General features: G+C 74.0%; 21 protein-coding genes. 5 read left to right on the top strand and 16 right to left on the bottom strand.

Annotated elements, in window-relative coordinates; translation table 11 throughout:
* The first annotated feature begins 4 nt into the window (after positions 1-4).
* On the top strand, positions 5-937 hold the full coding sequence (locus HDG69_RS17515) for an ABC transporter ATP-binding protein (protein WP_171785117.1): 933 nt from the start codon (positions 5-7) through the stop codon (positions 935-937).
* Positions 934-1,740, top strand: a complete 807-nt coding sequence (locus HDG69_RS17510) for a hypothetical protein (protein WP_171785116.1) — start codon at positions 934-936, stop codon at positions 1,738-1,740. Before HDG69_RS17515 ends, HDG69_RS17510 begins: the two co-directional genes overlap by 4 nt.
* A 9-nt stretch (positions 1,741-1,749) precedes the next feature.
* Here HDG69_RS17510 and HDG69_RS17505 read toward each other — a convergent pair whose 3' ends face one another.
* Positions 1,750-3,375 (bottom strand): phytoene desaturase family protein, encoded by a 1,626-nt coding sequence (locus HDG69_RS17505; RefSeq protein ID WP_171785115.1) that lies wholly within the window; start codon positions 3,373-3,375, stop codon positions 1,750-1,752.
* A 41-nt stretch (positions 3,376-3,416) separates the two neighbouring features.
* Between HDG69_RS17505 and HDG69_RS17500 the strand changes: the two genes are divergently transcribed.
* Positions 3,417-4,361 (top strand): NAD(P)-dependent oxidoreductase, encoded by a 945-nt coding sequence (locus HDG69_RS17500; RefSeq protein ID WP_171785114.1) that lies wholly within the window; start codon positions 3,417-3,419, stop codon positions 4,359-4,361.
* A gap of 15 nt (positions 4,362-4,376) precedes the next feature.
* On the opposite strand, the gene HDG69_RS17495 is transcribed toward HDG69_RS17500, so the two are convergent.
* Both HDG69_RS17495 and HDG69_RS17490 read right to left on the bottom strand, forming a co-directional pair.
* On the bottom strand, positions 4,377-4,661 hold the full coding sequence (locus tag HDG69_RS17495; protein ID WP_171785113.1) for a hypothetical protein: 285 nt from the start codon (positions 4,659-4,661) through the stop codon (positions 4,377-4,379).
* An 81-nt stretch (positions 4,662-4,742) separates the two neighbouring features.
* Entirely contained in the window at positions 4,743-5,315 is a 573-nt protein-coding gene (locus HDG69_RS17490) for a dihydrofolate reductase family protein (RefSeq protein WP_171785112.1), read from the bottom strand.
* Between HDG69_RS17490 and HDG69_RS17485 the strand changes: the two genes are divergently transcribed.
* Entirely contained in the window at positions 5,202-5,780 is a 579-nt protein-coding gene (locus HDG69_RS17485; RefSeq protein WP_343036506.1) for a TetR/AcrR family transcriptional regulator, read from the top strand. The genes HDG69_RS17490 and HDG69_RS17485 overlap by 114 nt on opposite strands.
* A 19-nt stretch (positions 5,781-5,799) precedes the next feature.
* On the opposite strand, the gene HDG69_RS17480 is transcribed toward HDG69_RS17485, so the two are convergent.
* Positions 5,800-6,564: a DUF3995 domain-containing protein gene (locus HDG69_RS17480; RefSeq protein WP_171785110.1), complete on the bottom strand. Its 765-nt coding sequence runs from the start codon at positions 6,562-6,564 to the stop codon at positions 5,800-5,802.
* 59 nt (positions 6,565-6,623) lie between these two features.
* Between HDG69_RS17480 and HDG69_RS17475 the strand changes: the two genes are divergently transcribed.
* Complete coding sequence (locus HDG69_RS17475) at positions 6,624-7,169, top strand: TetR/AcrR family transcriptional regulator (protein ID WP_171785109.1); 546 nt, start codon at positions 6,624-6,626, stop codon at positions 7,167-7,169.
* Positions 7,170-7,197: 28 nt separating this feature from the next.
* Here HDG69_RS17475 and HDG69_RS17470 read toward each other — a convergent pair whose 3' ends face one another.
* The 12 genes from HDG69_RS17470 to HDG69_RS17415 form a co-directional block, all read right to left on the bottom strand.
* A complete protein-coding gene (locus HDG69_RS17470) occupies positions 7,198-8,031 on the bottom strand; it encodes a TrmH family RNA methyltransferase (protein ID WP_171785108.1) in 834 nt (277 codons plus the stop codon).
* A gap of 62 nt (positions 8,032-8,093) precedes the next feature.
* Positions 8,094-8,885, bottom strand: a complete 792-nt coding sequence (locus HDG69_RS17465; RefSeq protein WP_171785107.1) for a MerR family transcriptional regulator — start codon at positions 8,883-8,885, stop codon at positions 8,094-8,096.
* Positions 8,886-8,912: 27 nt separating this feature from the next.
* Complete coding sequence (mutM, locus tag HDG69_RS17460) at positions 8,913-9,827, bottom strand: bifunctional DNA-formamidopyrimidine glycosylase/DNA-(apurinic or apyrimidinic site) lyase (RefSeq protein WP_171785106.1); 915 nt, start codon at positions 9,825-9,827, stop codon at positions 8,913-8,915.
* Positions 9,820-10,563: a ribonuclease III gene (rnc, locus tag HDG69_RS17455; RefSeq protein ID WP_171785105.1), complete on the bottom strand. Its 744-nt coding sequence runs from the start codon at positions 10,561-10,563 to the stop codon at positions 9,820-9,822. The genes mutM and rnc overlap by 8 nt, the downstream gene beginning before the upstream one ends.
* 1 nt (position 10,564) lies before the next feature.
* The gene (gene rpmF, locus HDG69_RS17450; protein ID WP_106268541.1) at positions 10,565-10,759 is read right to left on the bottom strand and encodes a 50S ribosomal protein L32; all 195 of its coding nucleotides are present in this window, start codon (positions 10,757-10,759) and stop codon (positions 10,565-10,567) included.
* A 2-nt stretch (positions 10,760-10,761) separates the two neighbouring features.
* Positions 10,762-11,313, bottom strand: coding sequence for a YceD family protein (locus HDG69_RS17445; protein ID WP_171785104.1), 552 nt, complete (start codon positions 11,311-11,313; stop codon positions 10,762-10,764).
* A 226-nt stretch (positions 11,314-11,539) separates the two neighbouring features.
* Positions 11,540-12,103: an ATP synthase subunit B family protein gene (locus tag HDG69_RS17440; protein WP_171785103.1), complete on the bottom strand. Its 564-nt coding sequence runs from the start codon at positions 12,101-12,103 to the stop codon at positions 11,540-11,542.
* 10 nt (positions 12,104-12,113) lie between these two features.
* Positions 12,114-12,605 carry a pantetheine-phosphate adenylyltransferase gene (gene coaD, locus HDG69_RS17435; RefSeq protein ID WP_171785102.1) on the bottom strand — a complete coding sequence of 164 codons (492 nt, stop codon included), beginning with the start codon at positions 12,603-12,605 and terminating at the stop codon, positions 12,114-12,116.
* 79 nt (positions 12,606-12,684) lie between these two features.
* The gene (gene rsmD / locus HDG69_RS17430) at positions 12,685-13,305 is read right to left on the bottom strand and encodes a 16S rRNA (guanine(966)-N(2))-methyltransferase RsmD (protein ID WP_171785101.1); all 621 of its coding nucleotides are present in this window, start codon (positions 13,303-13,305) and stop codon (positions 12,685-12,687) included.
* Between the two features lie 24 nt (positions 13,306-13,329).
* Entirely contained in the window at positions 13,330-14,352 is a 1,023-nt protein-coding gene (locus HDG69_RS17425) for an endonuclease/exonuclease/phosphatase family protein (protein ID WP_171785100.1), read from the bottom strand.
* Positions 14,353-14,397: 45 nt separating this feature from the next.
* A complete protein-coding gene (locus HDG69_RS17420) occupies positions 14,398-16,650 on the bottom strand; it encodes an ATP-dependent DNA helicase RecG (RefSeq protein ID WP_343036505.1) in 2,253 nt (750 codons plus the stop codon).
* Positions 16,647-18,380 (bottom strand): DAK2 domain-containing protein, encoded by a 1,734-nt coding sequence (locus HDG69_RS17415; protein WP_343036504.1) that lies wholly within the window; start codon positions 18,378-18,380, stop codon positions 16,647-16,649. Before HDG69_RS17415 ends, HDG69_RS17420 begins: the two co-directional genes overlap by 4 nt.
* Between the last annotated feature and the right edge of the window lie 35 nt (positions 18,381-18,415).

The raw sequence follows: 18,415 nt of genomic DNA, 5'->3' as shown, positions 1-18,415 counted from the left end.
CAGCATGATCAGGATCGACTCGCTCACCCAGCGGTACGGCGACCTCGCCGCCGTCGACGACGTCTCCTTCACCGCGTTCCCCGGCCGCGTGACCGGGTTCCTCGGTCCGAACGGCGCCGGCAAGTCCACCACCCTGAGGGTCCTCACCGGCCTGGCCAGGCCCACCGCCGGGCGGGCCACGGTGCTGGGCCACCGCTACACGGACCTGCCCAACCCCGGGCTCGACGTCGGGGTGCTGCTCGACGCCTCGGCGCAGCACGGTGGCCGCACCGGCCGCGAGACCCTCGCCCTCGCCCAGCGCACGATGGGCCTGCCCGCGATCCGCGTCGACGAGATGCTCGACCTCGTGGGGCTCACCTGGGCCGAGGGCAAGCGCCGGGTGCGCGACTACTCGCTCGGCATGCGGCAGCGGCTCGGCATCGCGACCGCCCTGATGGGCGACCCGAGGGTGCTCGTCCTGGACGAGCCGGCGAACGGCCTGGACCCCGCGGGCATCCGCTGGATGCGTGACCTGCTGCGCGGTTTCGCGGACGACGGCGGCACGGTGCTGCTGTCCAGCCACCTGCTGTCCGAGATCGAGATGGTCGCGGACGACATCGTCATGATCGGTCGTGGCCGGATCGTCGCGTCCGGTGCCACGGCCGAGCTGCTCGCCGGCGTCGGGACCCTCGTCAGGTCCGACGACGGCGCACGACTCGCCGCGGCGCTCACCACCGCCGGGTTCCAGGCGACAGTGCGCCCGGACGGGGCGGTGGCGACCGACGCCGACCCCGCGGACGCCGGGCTGGTCGCGTTCCGCGCCGGTCTGCCGGTCACCGAGCTGCGGTCCGCAGACGGTCATGGCCTGGAGGACATGTTCCTCGAGCTCACCGCCGCGGACCAGCGCGAGGACTCCCCCGCGCGGCACGCCGGCCTCACGGACGGAGCATCAGCATGAGCACTCCCGCCCTGGACACCCGCGCGGTCGCCCCACGCCTGGCGACCGGACGCCCCCCGATCCCCCTGGCACGCCTGGTCGACGTCGAGGTGCGCAAGCTCGTCGACACCCGGGCCAGCCGCTGGCTGCTCGCGTCCGTGCCCCTCCTGACGCTCGTCGTCGTCACCGGCGTCACTCTCTGGGGTCGCGACGCCGAGGTCACCTTCGGCATGCACACCACGACCAACATGATGCCGCTGGAGCTGCTGCTGCCCCTGGTCGCGGTCCTGTCGGTGGCGAGCGAGTGGAGCCAGCGCTCCGCGCTGACGACGTTCGCCCTGGTCCCCCGGCGTGGCCGCGTCGTGGCGGCCAAGGCCGCGGCACTCCTGGTCGTGACCCTCGCGGCGACGCTCACCGTCGTCGTCCTCAGCGCGATCGGTACCGTGGCGGCCGCGCAGGTGCGCGGGATCGAGGCCGTCTGGGACCTTCCCCTCGACCTCGGGCTTCGGCTGGCCGTCGCGAACGTGCTCGTCGTCGCGTTCGGGTTCGGCGTCGGTGTCGCGATCCGCAGCACGGCGCCGGCGATGGTCGCCTACCTCGGTTTCATGTTCGTCGTGCCGATGATCTCCAGCGTCGTGGCCGGGCTGTGGACCTGGTGGGCCGAGAACGGCGCCTGGTGGGACCTGAGCTGGTCGGCGAGCTTCGTCACGGCCCCCGAGATCACGGGTGAGCAGTGGGCACAGGTCGCCACCTCGGCCTTGCTCTGGATCGTGGTGCCGACGACGCTCGCCGTGCGACGGCTGCTGCAGGTCGAGATCCGCTGACCTGCGCTGTCAGCCGGCCAGCAGCGCCATCGCCGCGGAGCGCCCCGGGATCCCGCTGACACCACCGCCCCGGCGCGCTCCCGCCCCGGCGACCAGCACCCGCGGGTGGAGGGTCTCGACGCCCCACGTGCCCGGGGCGTCCAGACCGGTCGCAGGCCCGGCCTCCGCCGTCCCGGGCTCGGCCCACGGCCAGGACAGGTCACGGTGGAAGATGTGCCCACCCGGCAGGCCCACGCTGCCCTCCAGGTCCACGGGGCTGCGCGCCTCCAGGCAGGGTGCCCCGTCCGGCCCGCGCCACAGGATGTCCTGGATCGGCTCGGCCAGCACCGAGTCCAGCGAGCGCAGCGTGGCCGCGAGCGCCCTCTCCCGTGCCCCGTCCGGGTCGTCGCGGAAGAGCCGCGCCGGCATGTGCAGCCCGAACAGCGTGAGTGTCTGGGCCCCGGCCGCGCGCAGGTCCGGGCCCAGGATCGAGTCGTCGGTGAGCGAGTGGCAGTAGATCTCGCACGGCGGCAGGTCGGGGACCTGGCCGGCGGCCGCCTGGGCGTGCGCGGCCTGGAGCTGGGAGTACGACTCGTTGACGTGGAACGTCCCGGAGAAGGCCGCCACGGGGTCGATGCCCTCCCGCAGCCGGGGCAGGCGGCGCAGCAGCATGTTGACCTTGAGCTGGGCGCCCTCGGGGGCCTGTGCGGTCTCACGCCCGGACGGCGAGCCCCCGGCGGCGGCGAGCAGCGTGTCTAGGGTCGACGGAGCCGCCCCGCTGACCACCGCTCCGGCGCGCACGGCGTGGGTGCCGCCGTCGGCGTCCGTCCAGGACACCTCGGCGTCGGAGCGCGCCGTCCCCGGGTCGACGGCGGTGACCTGCGCCCCGGTGACGACGGTCGCCCCGGCGGCGCGAGCGGCGTCGTGCAGGGCGCCGGAGACCGCGCCCATGCCGCCGACGGGGACGTCCCAGTCCCCTGTGCCGCCGCCGATCACGTGATAGAGGTAGCAGCGGTTCTGGAGCAGGGCGGTGTCGTCCAGGTCCGCGAAGGTCCCGATGAGGCCGTCCGTGGCGGCCACACCCCGCACGACGTCGGAGGCGAACGTCGCCCGCAGCGTCTCGCCCAACGGCTGCTCGACGACGGCGCGCCAGGTCTCGTCGTCGTCGACGAGCGCCCGGGCCTCCTCACGCGAGACGAGCGGGGCGGTGACGGTGGGGAACAGCCGCTGCGCCAGCCGGCCCACCCGGGCGGAGAACGCCTGCCAGGCCTCGTGGTCGCGGCCCGCACCCAGGGTCTCGAACGAGGCGCGCGTGGCGTCGTCGGAGCCGTTGTCGACCAGCAGCCCGCCGTCGCCGACCGGGGTGTAGGAGGAGAAGCGCCGGCGCCGCAGCGTCAGGCGCAGGCCGAGCTCGTCGACCACCTGCCGCGGCATGAGGGAGACCAGGTAGGAGTACCGCGAGAGCCGCGCGTCGACGCCGTCGAAGACCGGGGCCGAGACCGCGGCCCCGCCGACGTGGTCGAGCCGTTCGAGCACCAGGACGGACCGGCCGGCCCGCGCGAGGTAGGCGGCGGCGGTCAGGCCGTTGTGCCCACCACCGACGACCACGGCGTCGTAGCGGGCAGCGATCCGGACCGGGGCGTGCGAGGCGTTCATGCGGCACATCGTGGCACGAGGACTCGGGTAGCGTCCGAGACATGAAGATCCTCGTGCCGAGCAACGTCCCGTTCGACCTGACGATCGACGTCGAGGGGGTCGACGTCGCCCCCTACGTGATGCGCGAGAACGTGCCGGAGGAGCACCTCGACGCCGACGCGCTGGTCACGTGGGCGAGCCCGCAGCGGGTGATGGACGACGCGGCCCGCCGGCTGTCCCGGCTGCGCTGGGTCCAGACCCTCAACGCCGGACCGGACCAGGCGCTCGCCACAGGCTTCGCACCCGAGGTGGTGATCACCTCGGGCAGAGGGCTGCACGACGCCACGGTCGCCGAGCACACGCTCGCCCTCCTCCTCGCGTCCGTGCGCCGGCTGGACCGGACCATGGACGCGCAGCGCCGCCGCACGTGGGACGGCGACCTGGGGCGCGAGCAGGCACGCTCGGAGTCCGAGTTCACGCTGCACGGTGCGCACGTGGTCGTGTGGGGGTTCGGCTCGATCGCCGCGGAGCTGGCTCCGCTGCTCACCGCGCTCGGTGCGCGGGTGACGGGGGTGGCGTCCTCGGACGGCGAGCGCCACGGACACCCCGTGGTCTCCCGCGACCGGCTGGCCGAGGTGCTGCCGACGGCGGACGTGCTCGTCTCCCTGCTGCCTGCGACGCCGGAGACCGACAAGGCGCTCGACGCGTCCGTGCTGTCCCTCCTGCCGGCCCACGCCCGGTTCGTCAACGTGGGACGGGGCGCCACCGTGGACGAGCCGGCGCTGGTGGCCGCACTGCGGTCCGGCGCCCTGGCCGGCGCCGCCCTGGACGTCACCGCCACGGAGCCGCTGCCCGCCGACTCCGAGCTCTGGGACGCCCCCGGTCTGATCCTCACCCCGCACGTCGCCGGCGGTCGGCCACAGGGGGCGGCGGCCTTCGTCACCGCGCAGGTGCGCCGATGGCTGTCCGGCGGCGCGGCGGAGCTCCAGGCCGTCGTCGCCCGCTGAGCAGCCCGGCCCGCCTCACCGGCCGCGCTGCTGCTGGCGCAGGTGGCGGCGCTCCTGCAGCGCGGTCGCCGCGATGGTCACGAGGAAGAAGAACCCGACCGCCTGCAGCCGGCCGTCGGGCTCGGTGGTCCCCAGCACCACGAGGAGCAGGACCAGCACCACGGCGACGTAGAGCGTGAACCACGCGAACCGGCGGGGGTCCTTCTCCTCGTGCGCCGTCCAGTAGCGGGTCGTGAGGAACGACGCCGCGACCGGCCCGACGAACGTGACGGCAGAGCTGAGGTCGGCGACGTCCAGCACGGGTGCTCCTTCTCGGTCGGTACGTGGCTCGACGACCGATCCTAGAGGTGTCGTGCGCGGCGAGCGGCCGCCGCTCGATGTTCAGCCCCGCGTGTACTCGGCGAGCACCACGCCGGACTCGTACGGCGTGATCGCCAGCGGCCGCAGCGCCGTCGGGCGGTAGGGCAGGTCACCGAAGAGGCGGACGCCGTCACCGAAGAGCACCGGGTTGAGCTTGAGCGCGAGGCGGTCGATCTCGTCGGCGAGCGCCGCGGCGAGGCCGCCGCCGCCGCAGAGCCAGATGCCGGCGCCGTCCTCGGCCTTCAGCTCACGCACGACCTCGACGGGATCGCGATCGGTGAACTCGACTCCCTCGGCTCCTTGCGGGGCCTCGTGCTCGCGGGTGAACACGATCTGGCGCAGGTGCCGATAGGGGTTCGGGAGGGCCGGGAGCCCGACCGCGTAGGTGTTCCAGCCCATCAGGACCGTGTCGAAGGGCCCGTCGTCGACCGCGAGGCCCGCCGCCTCCGCGAGCTCGGTGGGCGCCGTGCCGCGGTACCTGTGCCAGATCCCGGCGGCGTGATCGCCGTCGACGAGGAACCTGTCGAACTCGTCGGAAGGACCTGCGATGAATCCGTCCGTGCTGACAGCGACGAAGTAGGTCAGCTCACGCACGGGTTCCCCAATCACGACATCTGCACGACGAACTACTTCCGCAACCGGGAGTCGCTCATCACCGGACTGTTCGAGCGCATCGGTACGCGGCTCGCACCGACACCAGCAGACCTCGCGGCGAGAGCGGGCGCACAGCCGAGCCGCGAGCTCTTCGCCGCCTACCTCCGGGACATCGTGCGCCGGCTGACAGCCCAGCGCGAGGTGACCCTCGCTCTCTACGAGCTGCGCCTCGAGGCCGCCCGACGCCCTGAGCTGGCTCGGCTGCTCGGCGACTGGCAGCGAGCCGACCTCGATGCCGTCATCGCGTTCAACGAGGCAGCGGGGCTTCCCGGAGGCCGCCGCGAGATCGCGCTCTTCCACTATGCGATCGAAGGTCTCGTGCTGGACCGCCTCGTCTCGCCCATCGATCCGGACACCCCGACCGACGAGGTCGTCGACGCGCTGGTGGCCGGACTCCTCCCGTAAGGCCTGCCGGCTGCGCGGTCTAGGCCCCGAGCGCCAGCGACGCCCCCATTCCGGTCGCCAGCAGGGCGACGGCGGGCGTCCAGCGTCGGTCGTCGGCGCGGGCGAAGCCCGTGTCGCGGACGCGCTTGAGGACGCCGACGTAGCGCCCCTCGCCGACGACGCGTGCGAGGAGGATCGCCAGCGCCGCGACGCCGCACCAGGTCCACCACCAGCCGTCGGCCCCGAGAACGAGCGCGAGGACCACCACCACGTAGACCGACAGCGCCGCGGCGACCGCGAGCGTGGGCAGCGGGCCGGGCTCGGCGAGCCGCTCGCGGGAGCCCGCTCGCTGCGGGAGCACGTCGGCGGCGCCCAGGGTGGCCCCGGTGGCCCAGGCGACGTGGAACCCGGCGGCGACCGTCGCCGCCAGGACCGCGAGCCCGGCCAGCAGCCACCAGACCGTTGCCGGCACGGCGCCGACCGCCGCGAGCGACAGCAGACCGGCAGCGGTGAACAGCGGCCAGGCCAGGTGCCAGCGGACGATCGCGAAGAACAGCGCCGCGGAGGCCAGGCACATGACGCCGACGACGACCGGCGCGGACCCGCCGAGCAGCACGCCGGCCGCTGCCCACCAGGCGATCGAGGTCAGGTGCCACGCACCGCGCAGCAGTCCCTCCGCGTGCCGACGTGGCAGCCGGACGCGCCAGCCGGGCGCGGCCAGGAGCGGCCGCAGGACGAACAGCTCGCCGAGGACGGAGTGCAGCACCCCGACGACGATCAGCAGCACAGCAGCGGTGAGCAGCATCTTTCCTCCATACGGTGGCGTATGGCCACGCTATCCATACGGTGGCGTATGGTCAAGGGATGGCTTCGCTCTCCGCCTCCGACTGGATCCGCGCCGCCGCACGCCGGCTCGCCACCGACGGGGTCGACGGCGTGCGCGTCGAACCCCTGGCGACCGACCTCGGCGTGTCCAAGGGGAGCTTCTACTGGCACTTCGCCAACCGGGACGCGCTGCTCGAGGCGGTGCTCGACCACTGGCAGCGAGCGGGTGTCGCCGGTGTCATCGCCGCGGTGGAGGACACCGGGACCGAGCCCGAGGCCCGGCTCCGAGAGCTCCTGCGCCGGTCCTTCCACCACGCCGACCGCGGGTTCGACGTCGGGGTCCGCGCGTGGGCCGCCCGGGACGAGCGGGCGCGCACCGCGGCCGGCGCCGTCGACGCCGCCCGCACCGACTACCTCACCCGGCTGCTCGAGGATGCCGGGTCACCGGACCCCCGCCGTCGGGCAGCCGTCGTCTACCGCACGCTCCTCGGCGAGTACGCCTTGCGACAGTCGGGAGCCGCAGGGCTCGACGAGGCCTCGGTCGCTGCCCTGGTGGACTGGAGCCTCGGCGCCGACGACGCATGACGGACGACCAGGTCACGCACCGGGCTCGTCAGGGCTTCCGGCGGCGCTCATACAAGGCGAGCGCCGCGGCGACCGACACGTTCAACGAGTCCATACCGGGCGCCATCGAGACCGCGTAACGGCGGTCTGCGAGCGCCTCGAGCGAGCTGGAGGAGCCACGCCGCTCCGACCCCAGGAGGATCGCCATCCGGTCGGGGTGCCGCCCGATGCCTTCCAGAGGCTCCTCGGCGTCCGCGGCCAGGCTCGCGAGCAGCACGTCTGCCGACCGCAGGAACTCCACGAGCTCACCCTGGTCGGCCAACAGCACCGGCATCGCGAACACCAGGCCACGGCTAGCGCGGATCACGCGACGGTCGTAGGCACTGCGCAGCCCGCTGTCGATCAGCACCACAGCGGCCGCGCCGAAGGCGCACGCACTGCGGACGATCGCCCCGACGTTCCCCGTGATCCGGACCCCGTCGAGCACCAGCACGTCGCCACGAGCAGCGGCGACCTCACCCCAGGAGGAGGGTCTCGGCGCCCGCGCGAGAGCCAGCAGACGCGAGGCCTTGTCGCGTGACAAGAGCGGACGCAGGACATCCTCGCCGACCGTGAACCGGTCGGCCCGGGGCACCCCCGCGTGGAGACCTTCCGCCCGTGCCGCACGGTCGGGCGTCGCGTAGATCGCCTCGATCCTGACGCCGGCTGCGACGGCCTGCTCGATGCACTCGGCGTCGTCGATGACGATCGTGCGGGGGACGGGTGCGCGGGAACGCAGGACGTCCGCGACGCGTCGGACCGCGGGATGCCGGTCGGTGTCGATGAACGGGGCGGGTCCGCTGACGGCAGGAGGAGGGATCAGGATGGGCTCGGTGGACGCCATGACCACACGGTCGGGCCTCACGTCGCGTCAGGGTCAAATCCCCAGGTCAGAGCGCCGGACTCTCACTCCCAGCGCGCAGTGACCGGATCGACGCCATGAGACCGCGCGGCGGCGAAGATCGCGTCGCGGAGCCACTCGCTCAACGCGGGCTCCGTCTCGTCGAGGTTGGCGCGGAACCGAGGATCCTCGACGAACATGCGCCCCAGGAGGACGTGCATCGACGGCGAGCACTCCCACATCGACCCCATCAACGCCCGGTGCCGCTCGGCGAACGCGATCCCCGCAGCCCCGGACGGCTCGACACCTGCTCTCCTCGCGTCGGCCATCTCCGCGAACAGGGCCGCACCGCTCTCGTGGAGCACGGTCCGTTCCTCGGGGGACAGAGCAGCCACGTTCTCCTCGAACTGGCGCCACTGCTCGGTGCCGCCCCACCGTTCGTGCGCCTCGACCGACCACTCCTGGCGCCACGTCCGCCCGAAGATCTCCGTCTGCTCCTGCGCCGTGAGGCTCTCACCCGACTCCTTGCGCGCCAGGAGCGCGTCGACCGCGGACGCCATCTGCTGCATCTGCGCGATCCGCTCCCCGAGCATGCGCTGCTGGTCGCGGAGCTGCTCGACCCCGTCGGTGTCCGAGCCGTCGAGGATCTCGGCGATCGATGCCAACGAGAGACCGAGCTCTCGGTAGACGAGCACCCGGTGGACCCGCCCGAGATCGTCCGGCGAGTAGCTCCGGTAGCCGGCGGAGGTCCGCCCCGAGGGCACGGCCAGCCCGATCTCGTCCCAGTGGTGCAGTGTGCGGACACTCACGCGGACGAGATCGGCGACGGTTCCCACGGTCATGCCGTCGAAGGACATCGGTTCACCCCTCCCTCCCTGCCGACGCTAGCGTCTGCGCTGGCACCGAGGGCAGAAGTGCGAGGAGCGGTTCATGAACGACTCTCGGCGGATCAGGCCGCCACAGCGCGGGCACGGCTCCCCCGCCTGTCCGTAGACCGCCAACGACCGGGAGAAGTACCCGGACTCCCCGTTGACGTTGACGTAGAGCGCATCGAAGCTCGTCCCGCCCTGCCCCAGCGCCTCGGTCATGACCTCGGTGGCGGCGTCGAGCACCCGGCGCACGACCGGGCGGGTCATCGTGTCCGTCGCCCGGGCGAAGTGCACCCGTGCCCGCCACAACGCCTCGTCCGCATAGATGTTGCCGACGCCGGAGACGGTCGTCTGGTCCAGCAGGGCTCGCTTGATCCCGGTCCGACGACGGCGCACCCGGTCGACCAGCGCATCGCGGTCGAGCGCGGGGTCGAGCAGGTCGCGCGCCACGTGGACGACAGGTTCGGGGAGCGCCGCCAGCGGTGAGCCGAACCCTCCCGGTGCGCCGTCCGGCGTCGGCGCCAGGTCCGCCACCGCCAGGTGGCCGAAGGTGCGCTGGTCGACGAAGTCCAGATAGCGGGCCCCGGACGGCGCCGACTCCAGGTGCAGCCGAACCCTCAGGTGGGGGTGCGCCCACTCCCCCGCGACCGCGGGGTCACGGACCAGGAGCTGGCCGGACATCCCCAGGTGGGCCAGCATCGCCGCGGACACCCGGCCCCCGGGGCCCTCCAGCGCCAGCCACAGGTACTTGCCGCGGCGGGCCGCCCCCACCAGGCGCTGCCCGCGGAGCTGGTCCGCAAAGCTCAGGGGCCCGCCGTCGTGCCGCCGCACCGAGTAGTCGCGAAAGACCTCGGCGCCCGTGACCCGGGCGCCCAGGACCAGGCGGTCGAGCCCGTCGCGGACGGTCTCGACCTCGGGGAGCTCAGGCACCGGCGGGCTGCTCCGCGCCGTCGGCCGGCAGCGCCATGATCGCCCGGTAGGCCTCCTCGGCGGCAGCCTGCTCCGCGTGCTTCTTGGCGGTGCCGCGACCGATGCCCATGACGGGACCGGCGACGACCTGCGCCTCGAACCGTCGGGCGTGCTCGGGCCCCTCGCCGGTCACGGAGTAGACGGGCACGTCGAAGCCTCGCCCGGCCGCCGCCTCCTGCAGGGAGGTCTTCCAGTCGAGCCCGGCGCCGAGGTCGGCAGCGTGGTCCAGCGTCTCGTCGACCAGGCGGTGCACCAGGTCGCGAGCGACCTCCAGACCGTGCGAGAGGTAGGTCGCACCCAGCAGGGCCTCGACGGTGTCCGACAGGATCGAGTCCTTGTCGAACCCGCGCGTGCGCATCTCACCCTTGCCGAGCAGGATGTAGCGGCCCAGCTCCAGGTGGCGGGCGACGGCGGCGAGCGAGCGCTGCGAGACCGTGGCGGCGCGCATCTTCGCCAGCTCACCCTCGGACTTGTCCGGATGGCGGCGGTACAGCGCCTCGGTGACGACGAGACCCAGGACGGTGTCGCCGAGGAACTCGAGCCGCTCGTTCGTGGGGATGCCACCGGCCTCGTGCGCGAACGAACGATGGGTCAGGGCAAGCACGAGAAGCTCGGGATCCAGATGGACCCCGAGCTTCTCGAGAAGCTCACGCGGCTCCGGACTCCCGGAAGAAGATGTGGGGCCGGTAGCAGGCATCTCAGCCGGCGTGCTCGGTACGCAGCGCCTCCGCGTACTGACGACCCTTGTACGCGCCACAGGTCGGGCACGCAGTGTGGGACAGCTTCTGCCCCTTGCAGCTCGGGCACGTGGTGAGGGTCGCCGCGGTGGTCTTCCACTGCGAACGACGCGCACGGGTGTTGCTGCGCGACATCTTGCGCTTCGGAACAGCCACGGTCAGCTCTCTTTCGTCTCGTCGGACACGCTCGACTCCTCGAGCATGGTCTGCAGCGCCGCCCAGCGAGGGTCGACGACGTCATGATGGTGCTCGGGGTCGTCCGCCAGCCGCGCTCCGCACTCGGAGCACAGGCCGGGGCAGTCCTGCCGGCACAGCGGTTGAAATGGTAGTGCAGTCACGAGCGAATCCCGAACCACGGGCTCGAGGTCCGCCAGGTCGTCGGTCAGCTCGGGCTCGTCCTCGGCCTCGTCGTCACCGGACTCGTCGGCCGCCTGGGCCCGCTCCGGGTACACGAACAGCTCCTGGACGCGCACCGTCACCTCGTCGCGGATCTCGTCGAGGCAGCGCACACACTCTCCCACGGCGGTGCCCCGCACCACGCCGGAGACGAGCACGCCCTCCATCACGGACTCGAGCCGCAGCCCGAGCGTCAGGTCGGCACCCTCGGGCACACCGATGACCGCCGTGCCCAGGTCGGCAGGTGCGGCGACGACGCGCGCGACCTCCCGCATGGTGCCGGGACGCCGCGAGAGCTCGTGCGTGTCGAGCACGAGCGGCGAACGCTTGTCGGTCGTGATGTGTGTCTCCCGAGAGGTGGGCGCACCGGTGAGGTGCAGCGATGGTCGAGGGGATGTCGACGACGTGTCGATGAGGCGTCCGCAGGTTCGATGGTCCCTGCGGGTCAGCGACCCAGTCTACGCGATCGAGCAGCCCCGGCCAACGGGACGACGGCGTGACCTGCGCAACGTGCCGACCCTGCGAGCCGCGTGGCGTCGCTCAGGCGCTCCGCTCGGCGCCGCGTGCGCCACCCTGCGGCCAGTCCGGGTCGCTGACGGCGTCCCACCGGACCCGGGGCGCGCCGTTCGCCAGACGCTCGGCGAGCTTCGCACGCCCGGCCTGCACCTGGGCGCCCAGCTTGCCGAGATCGGCCTCGAAGTCCGCCAGCCGACCGTCGCAGTACTCGTCGGCATCGGTACGCAGCTGCTCTGCCTGCCGCTCGGCCTCGGCGAGGATCTCGGCGGCTCGCGACTCCGCCTGCACGACCACCTGCTCGGCCTGCACGAGCTCGATGGCCCGCGCACGCGCCGTCGCGAGCACGTCCTCGGCCTGGCGGTGGGCGTGCTCGAGGGCACGCTCCGCCTCGGCCAGGACGTCGTCCGCCCGCGCGACCTGCGTCGGCAACGAGTCGCGGAGCTCCTCCACCAGGCCGAGCGCCTGGTCACGGTCGACCTTCACGTTGGTCGACAGCGGGGACGTCCGCGCGTTCTCGATGAGCCCGGCGAGGTCGTCGATGATCTCCAGGAGCCCGGCGGTGGGGTTGTGGGTCTCGGTCTCAGGCATGTGGCGCTCCTCACGCACGGTGCGCGACGGCGGCGCGCACCGCCTCGGCCGCACCGCGCGGCACGAGGTCGTCGATCGGCCCGCCGTGGCGGGCGATGTCCTTGACCAGCGACGACGCCACGTGGGCGTAACGCTGCTCGGCGGGCAGGTAGATGGTCTCGACACCGCTCAGGTGCCTGTTCATCAGGGCCATCGGGTGCTCGGCATCGAAGTCCGCCCCGCCGCGCAACCCCTTGACGACGGCGGTGGCACCGGTCTGGCGGCAGAAGTCGACCAGCAGACCGGTGACCTCCTCGACCCGGACCGCTTCCAGCTCCGGGTCCTCGGCGAGAGCGGCGCGGACGAGGTCGACCCGCTCTTGAGGTGTCAGCAGGGCCGACTTGGAGGCGTTGCGGGCGACACCGACCACGACGACGTCGAACAGTCGTGCGGCGCGCCGCACGATGTCGAGGTGCCCGAGGGTGATCGGGTCGAAGGACCCGGGACAGACAGCGATGCTCACGCCCCGACGCTAACCCGTCCGGCGCACGTTCCGGTCGAGGCTCCCCGGAGTGGTCGCCACGTCGAGCAGTCCGGCACGGTCAGGCCCGGGCAGGACTCCCCGTGCTGTCGGCGCTGTCGGCGCCCTCGGACCGTTCGGCATAGTGCACGGCGGTGTCGCCGTAGCGCTTCGTGGTCACGGGCACGAGGCCGTCCGGCCAGGTCGGCGCCCCGCTGCGCCGGGCCCGCTCGACGACGACGACGGCAGCCGGAGCGAGGACGCCCGGCGCCGCCAGATCGGCGAGGATGCCGTCCAGCACGGCGTCCTCCAGGTCGTACGGCGGGTCGAGGAGCACGAGGTCGAACGCGCCACGGCCGGTCCCCCCGTCCGCCGCGAGGCGGGCGGAGACGCGCTGCGCCGGCTCGGCGAGCACGCGCACCGTGCCGTCGAGCCCCAGCACCGACACGTTGCGGCGGGCGATCTCGGCCGCCTTGCGCGCGGACTCCACGAGCGTCACGGACGCCGCGCCGCGGCTGGCCGCCTCGATGCCGAGCGCGCCGGACCCGGCGAACAGGTCGAGCACCCGGCCGCCGTCGACGACGCCGTCGTGCTCCAGCCTCGAGAAGAGGGCTTCGCGGACACGTTCGCTGGTGGGGCGGGTGCCCGACGGCGGCACCACGAGGGTGCGCCCGCCGACGGTCCCGGCGACGATCCTGGTCATGCCGCCGAGCGTAGCCGCCGTCGCTCAGCCGGGCGGCAGCACGACGTCGGCGACCACGGGCAGGTGGTCGCTGGCGGTCCGGCCCAGGGTGGAGATCCCGGTGACCTCCGCGCCCCGGGCGAGGACGTGGTCGATCCGGACGGCCGGCAGCCGGGCGGGGAACGTGAACCCGAGCGAGCCCGGTGGCGTCTCCACCTGGGCCAGCACCGGGTCGAAGGCCCCGTCGGCCAGCACCGTGTTGAAGTCGCCGCCGACCACGACGGCCCGGGCGCCGTCCGCGGCCAGCACGTCACCGAGCATCCGCAGAGAGTCGTCGCGGGGTCCCGACGTGAGCCCCTGGGCGCCCAGCCGGACCGAGGGCAGGTGCACGGCGTACACCGCCAGCCCGGGTGCGCCGGGGGTGTCGAGGACGACGCGCAGCCCGCGGTCCCACGAGGTGTCCACCCCCGGTGGGCGCAGGTCGACCGGATCGGCGTCGGTGATGGGGTGCCGCGACCACACCCCGACGGTGCCCTGCAGCGCCGAGTGGGGCAGAGCCTGCGCGAACGACCTCTCGAACTCGTCGGCGAGCTCCGGGGTCACCTCGACCAGGGTGACGACGTCGGGCTCCGGGCCGAGCAGGACCCTCGCCGTCCACGCTGGGTCGGTGTTGGTGTCGGCGACGTTGTGCAGCACCACGACCAGGTCGCCCCCGCCGCTCGCCGCCGGGGCGAGGAAGGGCAGGCAGACCCACAGCCACACCCCCGTGGCGAAGAGCACGGCCAGACCCCCCAGCGCCGTCCGCCGGAGCACGGCCAGCAGGCCGAGTCCTGCCAGCACCAGGCCGCACCACGGCAGCGCGGTCGCCACGAGGCTTCGCAACCCGCCCACGGCCGGCAGCAGGTCGTGCAGGACGAGCAGGACAGCCAGGGCCAGGGCGAGCACCACCAGGCCGGTCGACCTCGACGCTCCCGTCGTCCCCCGGGGCGCGTCCCCGGTCGGCTTCGGCGCGCCACGCGGCGGGCGCGGACGGCCTGCCCTGGTCACACGGGCCGCCACGGTGTTCACGCGCCGACCGTAGCCAGCCGCGGCGACCCTGGCACGGCGCCACGCTCATGCCCGCTCGAGGTACTCCTCCTGCTCCGCGTCGAGCTGCGCCGCGATGGCGCGCGCCAGCACCGGGTGTCCGTCCAGCCCGGGATCGGCCTCGACGACGCCGGCGGCCTCGGCGCGGGCCTGCGCGATGAGGTCGGCGTCCTTGACCACGCGCAGCAGCCGCAGCGAGCTCGACCGGCCGGACTGCGCCGCGCCGAGCACGTCCCCCTCCGAACGCAGCTCCAGGTCGAGGGTGGCCAGCTCGAAACCGTCGGTCGTCGCGGCCAGCGCCTCGACCCGGGCCGCGGCCGGTGTGCCCGGCTGCGCGGTGGACACCAGCAGGCACAGCCCGGGATCCGCCCCGCGCCCGATCCGCCCGCGCAGCTGGTGGAGCTGGGAGATCCCGAACCGGTCGGCGTCGAGCACGACCATGACCGTGGCCTCGGGGACGTCGACCCCCACCTCGACGACCGTCGTGGACACCAGCACCGGCGCCTCGCCGGAGGCGAACCGGGACATCGCAGCGTCCTTCTCACCGGGGGGCATCTGGCCGTGCAGCACCCCGATCTCCACGCCGTCGAGCCGCGGCGTGCCGCGCAGCATGTCGGCGACCTCGAGCACCGCGCGCAACGGCGCCCGGTCGGAGGCAGGCTCACCGTCGGTGAGGTCGAGGAGGTCCGGCATCTCCTCGAGCTCGGGCGGCGCCTTCGGGCCGCCGCCGGGCACGTCGTCGTCCGGGTGGATCCGCGGGCACACGACGTAGGCGCGCCGTCCGGCGTCGACCTCCTCGCGGACCTTCTCCCACACGCGCTCCATCCAGCGAGGGTTGGCGGCGGGCACCACGTGGGAGGCGATCCCGGAGCGTCCCGCGGGGATCTCGGTGAGCGTCGAGGTGGTCAGGTCCCCGAAGACCGTCATCGCGACCGTCCGCGGGATGGGGGTCGCGGTCATCACCAGCAGGTGTGGTGCCACGCGCCCCTTGTCCCGCAGGGCGTCACGCTGCTCGACGCCGAACCGGTGCTGCTCGTCGACCACCACGAGGCCGAGATCCGCGAACTGCACCTTGTCGCCCAGCAGGGCGTGGGTGCCGACGACGATCCCCGCCTCCCCGCTCGCCGCGGACAGCAGCGCCTCCTTGCGGGCAGCCGCACCGAGCGACCCGGTCAGCAGCGCCACCCGGGTGCCGTGCGCGGCCCCACCGAGCATCCCGCCCTCGGCCAGCGGGCCGAGCAGCGCGCGCAGGGTGCGGGCGTGCTGGGCGGCGAGCACCTCCGTGGGGGCCAGGAGCGCAGCCTGCCCGCCGGCGTCGACCACCTGCAGCATCGCCCGCAGCGCGACGACGGTCTTGCCGGAGCCGACCTCTCCCTGCAGCAGGCGTTGCATCGGGCGGGGCCGGGCGAGCTCGGCCGCCAGCTCGTCGCCCACGGTGCGCTGCCCGTCGGTGAGGGCGAACGGCAGCGCGGCGTCGAAGTCGGCGAGGAGGCCACCCGTGCCGGCGGCGCGCGGCGGGCGTGCCGTGGCCTCCTCGGACGCGGCCCGGGCCCGGCGCTGCGCGAGGGCGGCCTGCAGCACGAAGGCCTCCTCGAACCGCAGGCGGCGACGGCCGCGCTGCCAGTGCTCGGCGGAGTCGGGTACGTGCACCGCGCGCAGGGCGTCGAGCCGGGTCGGCAGCCCGAGCCGGGCCCGGACCTCGTCCGGGACGGGGTCGACGACGTCGTCCTCGGTCAGCGGGTCGAGCACCGTCCGCACGGCCCGCTGGATGCGCCAGGTCGGCACCGAGGCCGTGGCCGGGTAGATCGGGATCGGCCGGGAGGCCTCGACCATCGCCTCCTCGTCGTCGTCGGCATCCACCCCCACCAGCACGTAGTCCGGGTGGGTGAGCTGGCGGCTGCCGCGGTAGTCCGAGACCACCCCGGTGAACAGCCCCGACCGCCCGGGGCGGAGCTTGTCCTCGTGCGGGCGCAGCGCCCCGGCACGCTTGGCGAAGAAGGTCAGGCTGAGCTCATGGCGCCCGTCGGTGACCGTGGCCTGCAGCAGGGCCCCGCCCCGGCTGCGCATCGGACGCACCGTGGCGCTGGCCACGCGCGCCATCACCGTCACGTGCTCGCCGAGCTGCAGCCGGTCCATGTCGGTCATCCGACCCGGGTCGCCGTACCGGCGCGGGTAGTGCCGCAGGAGGTCGTCGACGGTCTCCAGGCCCATCTTCGCCAGCGGGCCGGCGGCCCGCTTGCCGAGCGTCGTGGTGAGCGGCTCGGCCAGCCGGGCGGTCACCAGCCCTCTCCCCTGAGGGCCCCGATCGCGCTCTCGTCGCCGAGCTCCTCCAGCGGCTCGACGCCGAGGCCGACCTGACCGCCCGGCCGGCCGGTGGGCAGCACCACGACGTCGGCACCCACGGCGAGCGCCTCGGCCTCCACCACGAGCGCGTCGACCGCCGGCTCGGGCACGTCCAGGTCAGGCAGTACCGCGACGATGCCGGGTGCGTCGTCGAGCGTGGCCACGAGACGCGCCAGCTCCTCGACCGCGTGCCCCGCCGGGACCCGCGCCGCCCGCAGCCGGACGAGCGCGGACCGCACCACGCTCGGCACGTCCGTGGGCCCGGTCCCGGCCGCGTCGACCGCTCCGGCGAGCGCCGAGACCGCGGCGACCAGGTGCACGTCGTCCTCGGCCGGCACGACGACGACGTCCGGCGGCCTCACGGAGCCCTGGACGGTGGCGTCGCTCCCGGTGAGGGTCATGACGAGCTCGTTCAGGTCGGTCCCGGCGAGCACCGACGCCGGGGCGAGGACGAGCACGTGGGGCGTGCCCGCGCCCACGACGCCGTGCGCGATGTCCTCCGGCGTCGGCGGCACGTCGAGGTCGAGGAGGACCACCGCCCCGCTCGAGGCGAGCTCCGCCGCCAGCGCAGGGGCCGACGTGGTGGTCACCACCGCCCAGTCGGCGGGTGGCACGGCCAGGTGGCGGACATGGACGCGCGAGACGGCGCCCCGTCCCGCCCACCGGCGGGTGACGTGCAGCGCGGCGTCGAGGTCCGGGGTGTGCACGTGCGCCTGCCAGAGGGACTCGACGTCCTCCCCGGTCGCGTCACCCGTGCCGCCACCGACGACGACGACCGAGTTGCCCACCTCGTCGAGGTCGGCCCGCAGGGCGTCCGCCACCGCGCCGGGACGGAACCCCGCGGCGGCCGCTGCACGGTGCAGGACGAACATCAGCTCCACCTCGTCGCTCAGCCCGTCGGCGTGCTCGTGCTCGGCCGGCTCCGCGGGCGCGGCGTCCTCGGTGGTGTCGAGCGGCGTGTAGCCGCGCAGGTCCAGGTCGAGCAGCACGGGCTCGATCCTGCCTCCCGCCTCCGACACGACGGCGTCGGTCACGACGGCGTGCCGCTGGGCCTCGGCGAGCGAGGCCAGGACGAGCAGCAGCCCGCAGGCCCCGGCGTCGAGCACGCCGGCAGCCCGGAGCGGGGCGAGCGTGCCGACGCTGCGCAGCGCCGCCTCCCGGGCACCGCGACGAGCGGCGTCGAGGACCGTGAGGCGGGCGGGTGCGCCGAGCGGGCCGACCATGCCCCCCGCCTCGGCGTGGCGGGCTGCCGCTGCTGCGGAGTCCGCCGCGGTGAGGATCGTGCCGGCCGCCGGGTGGGCGACCGCCTGGCGAGCCGATCGTGCAGCGACGTCGAGCCCCACCCCGAGGCGGTCCCGACGGCTCGCCGCGAGGGCCAGCCCGCGCAACCACTCGCTGAGGATCACGCCCGAGTTCCCGCGCGCCTGGAGCAGCGCGGCACGCGCGCCCAGCCGGAGCAGCCTGGCCCCGCCCGCCCCGGCGTCCGCGTCGTGGATGGCGGCGGCGGCCTCTCGCAGGGTGAGATACATGTTGGTACCGGTGTCCCCGTCGGCCACGGGGAAGACGTTGACCCCGTCCAGCTCCGAGCGGGCCCGGGCGAGCGCATCGGTGGCGACACGCGCCCACACGCGGACGACGGAGGCGTCGAGGAGCTCGGGCTGATGCACGCCACCACCGTAGCGGTGACGAACCCGACGCCGGC

Source organism: Isoptericola halotolerans, from assembly GCF_013149785.1.
GTDB classification, from domain to species: domain Bacteria; phylum Actinomycetota; class Actinomycetes; order Actinomycetales; family Cellulomonadaceae; genus Isoptericola; species Isoptericola halotolerans.
Note: the sequence above shows the minus strand (reverse complement) of the source record. Positions and strands in the feature narration are given on the sequence as shown.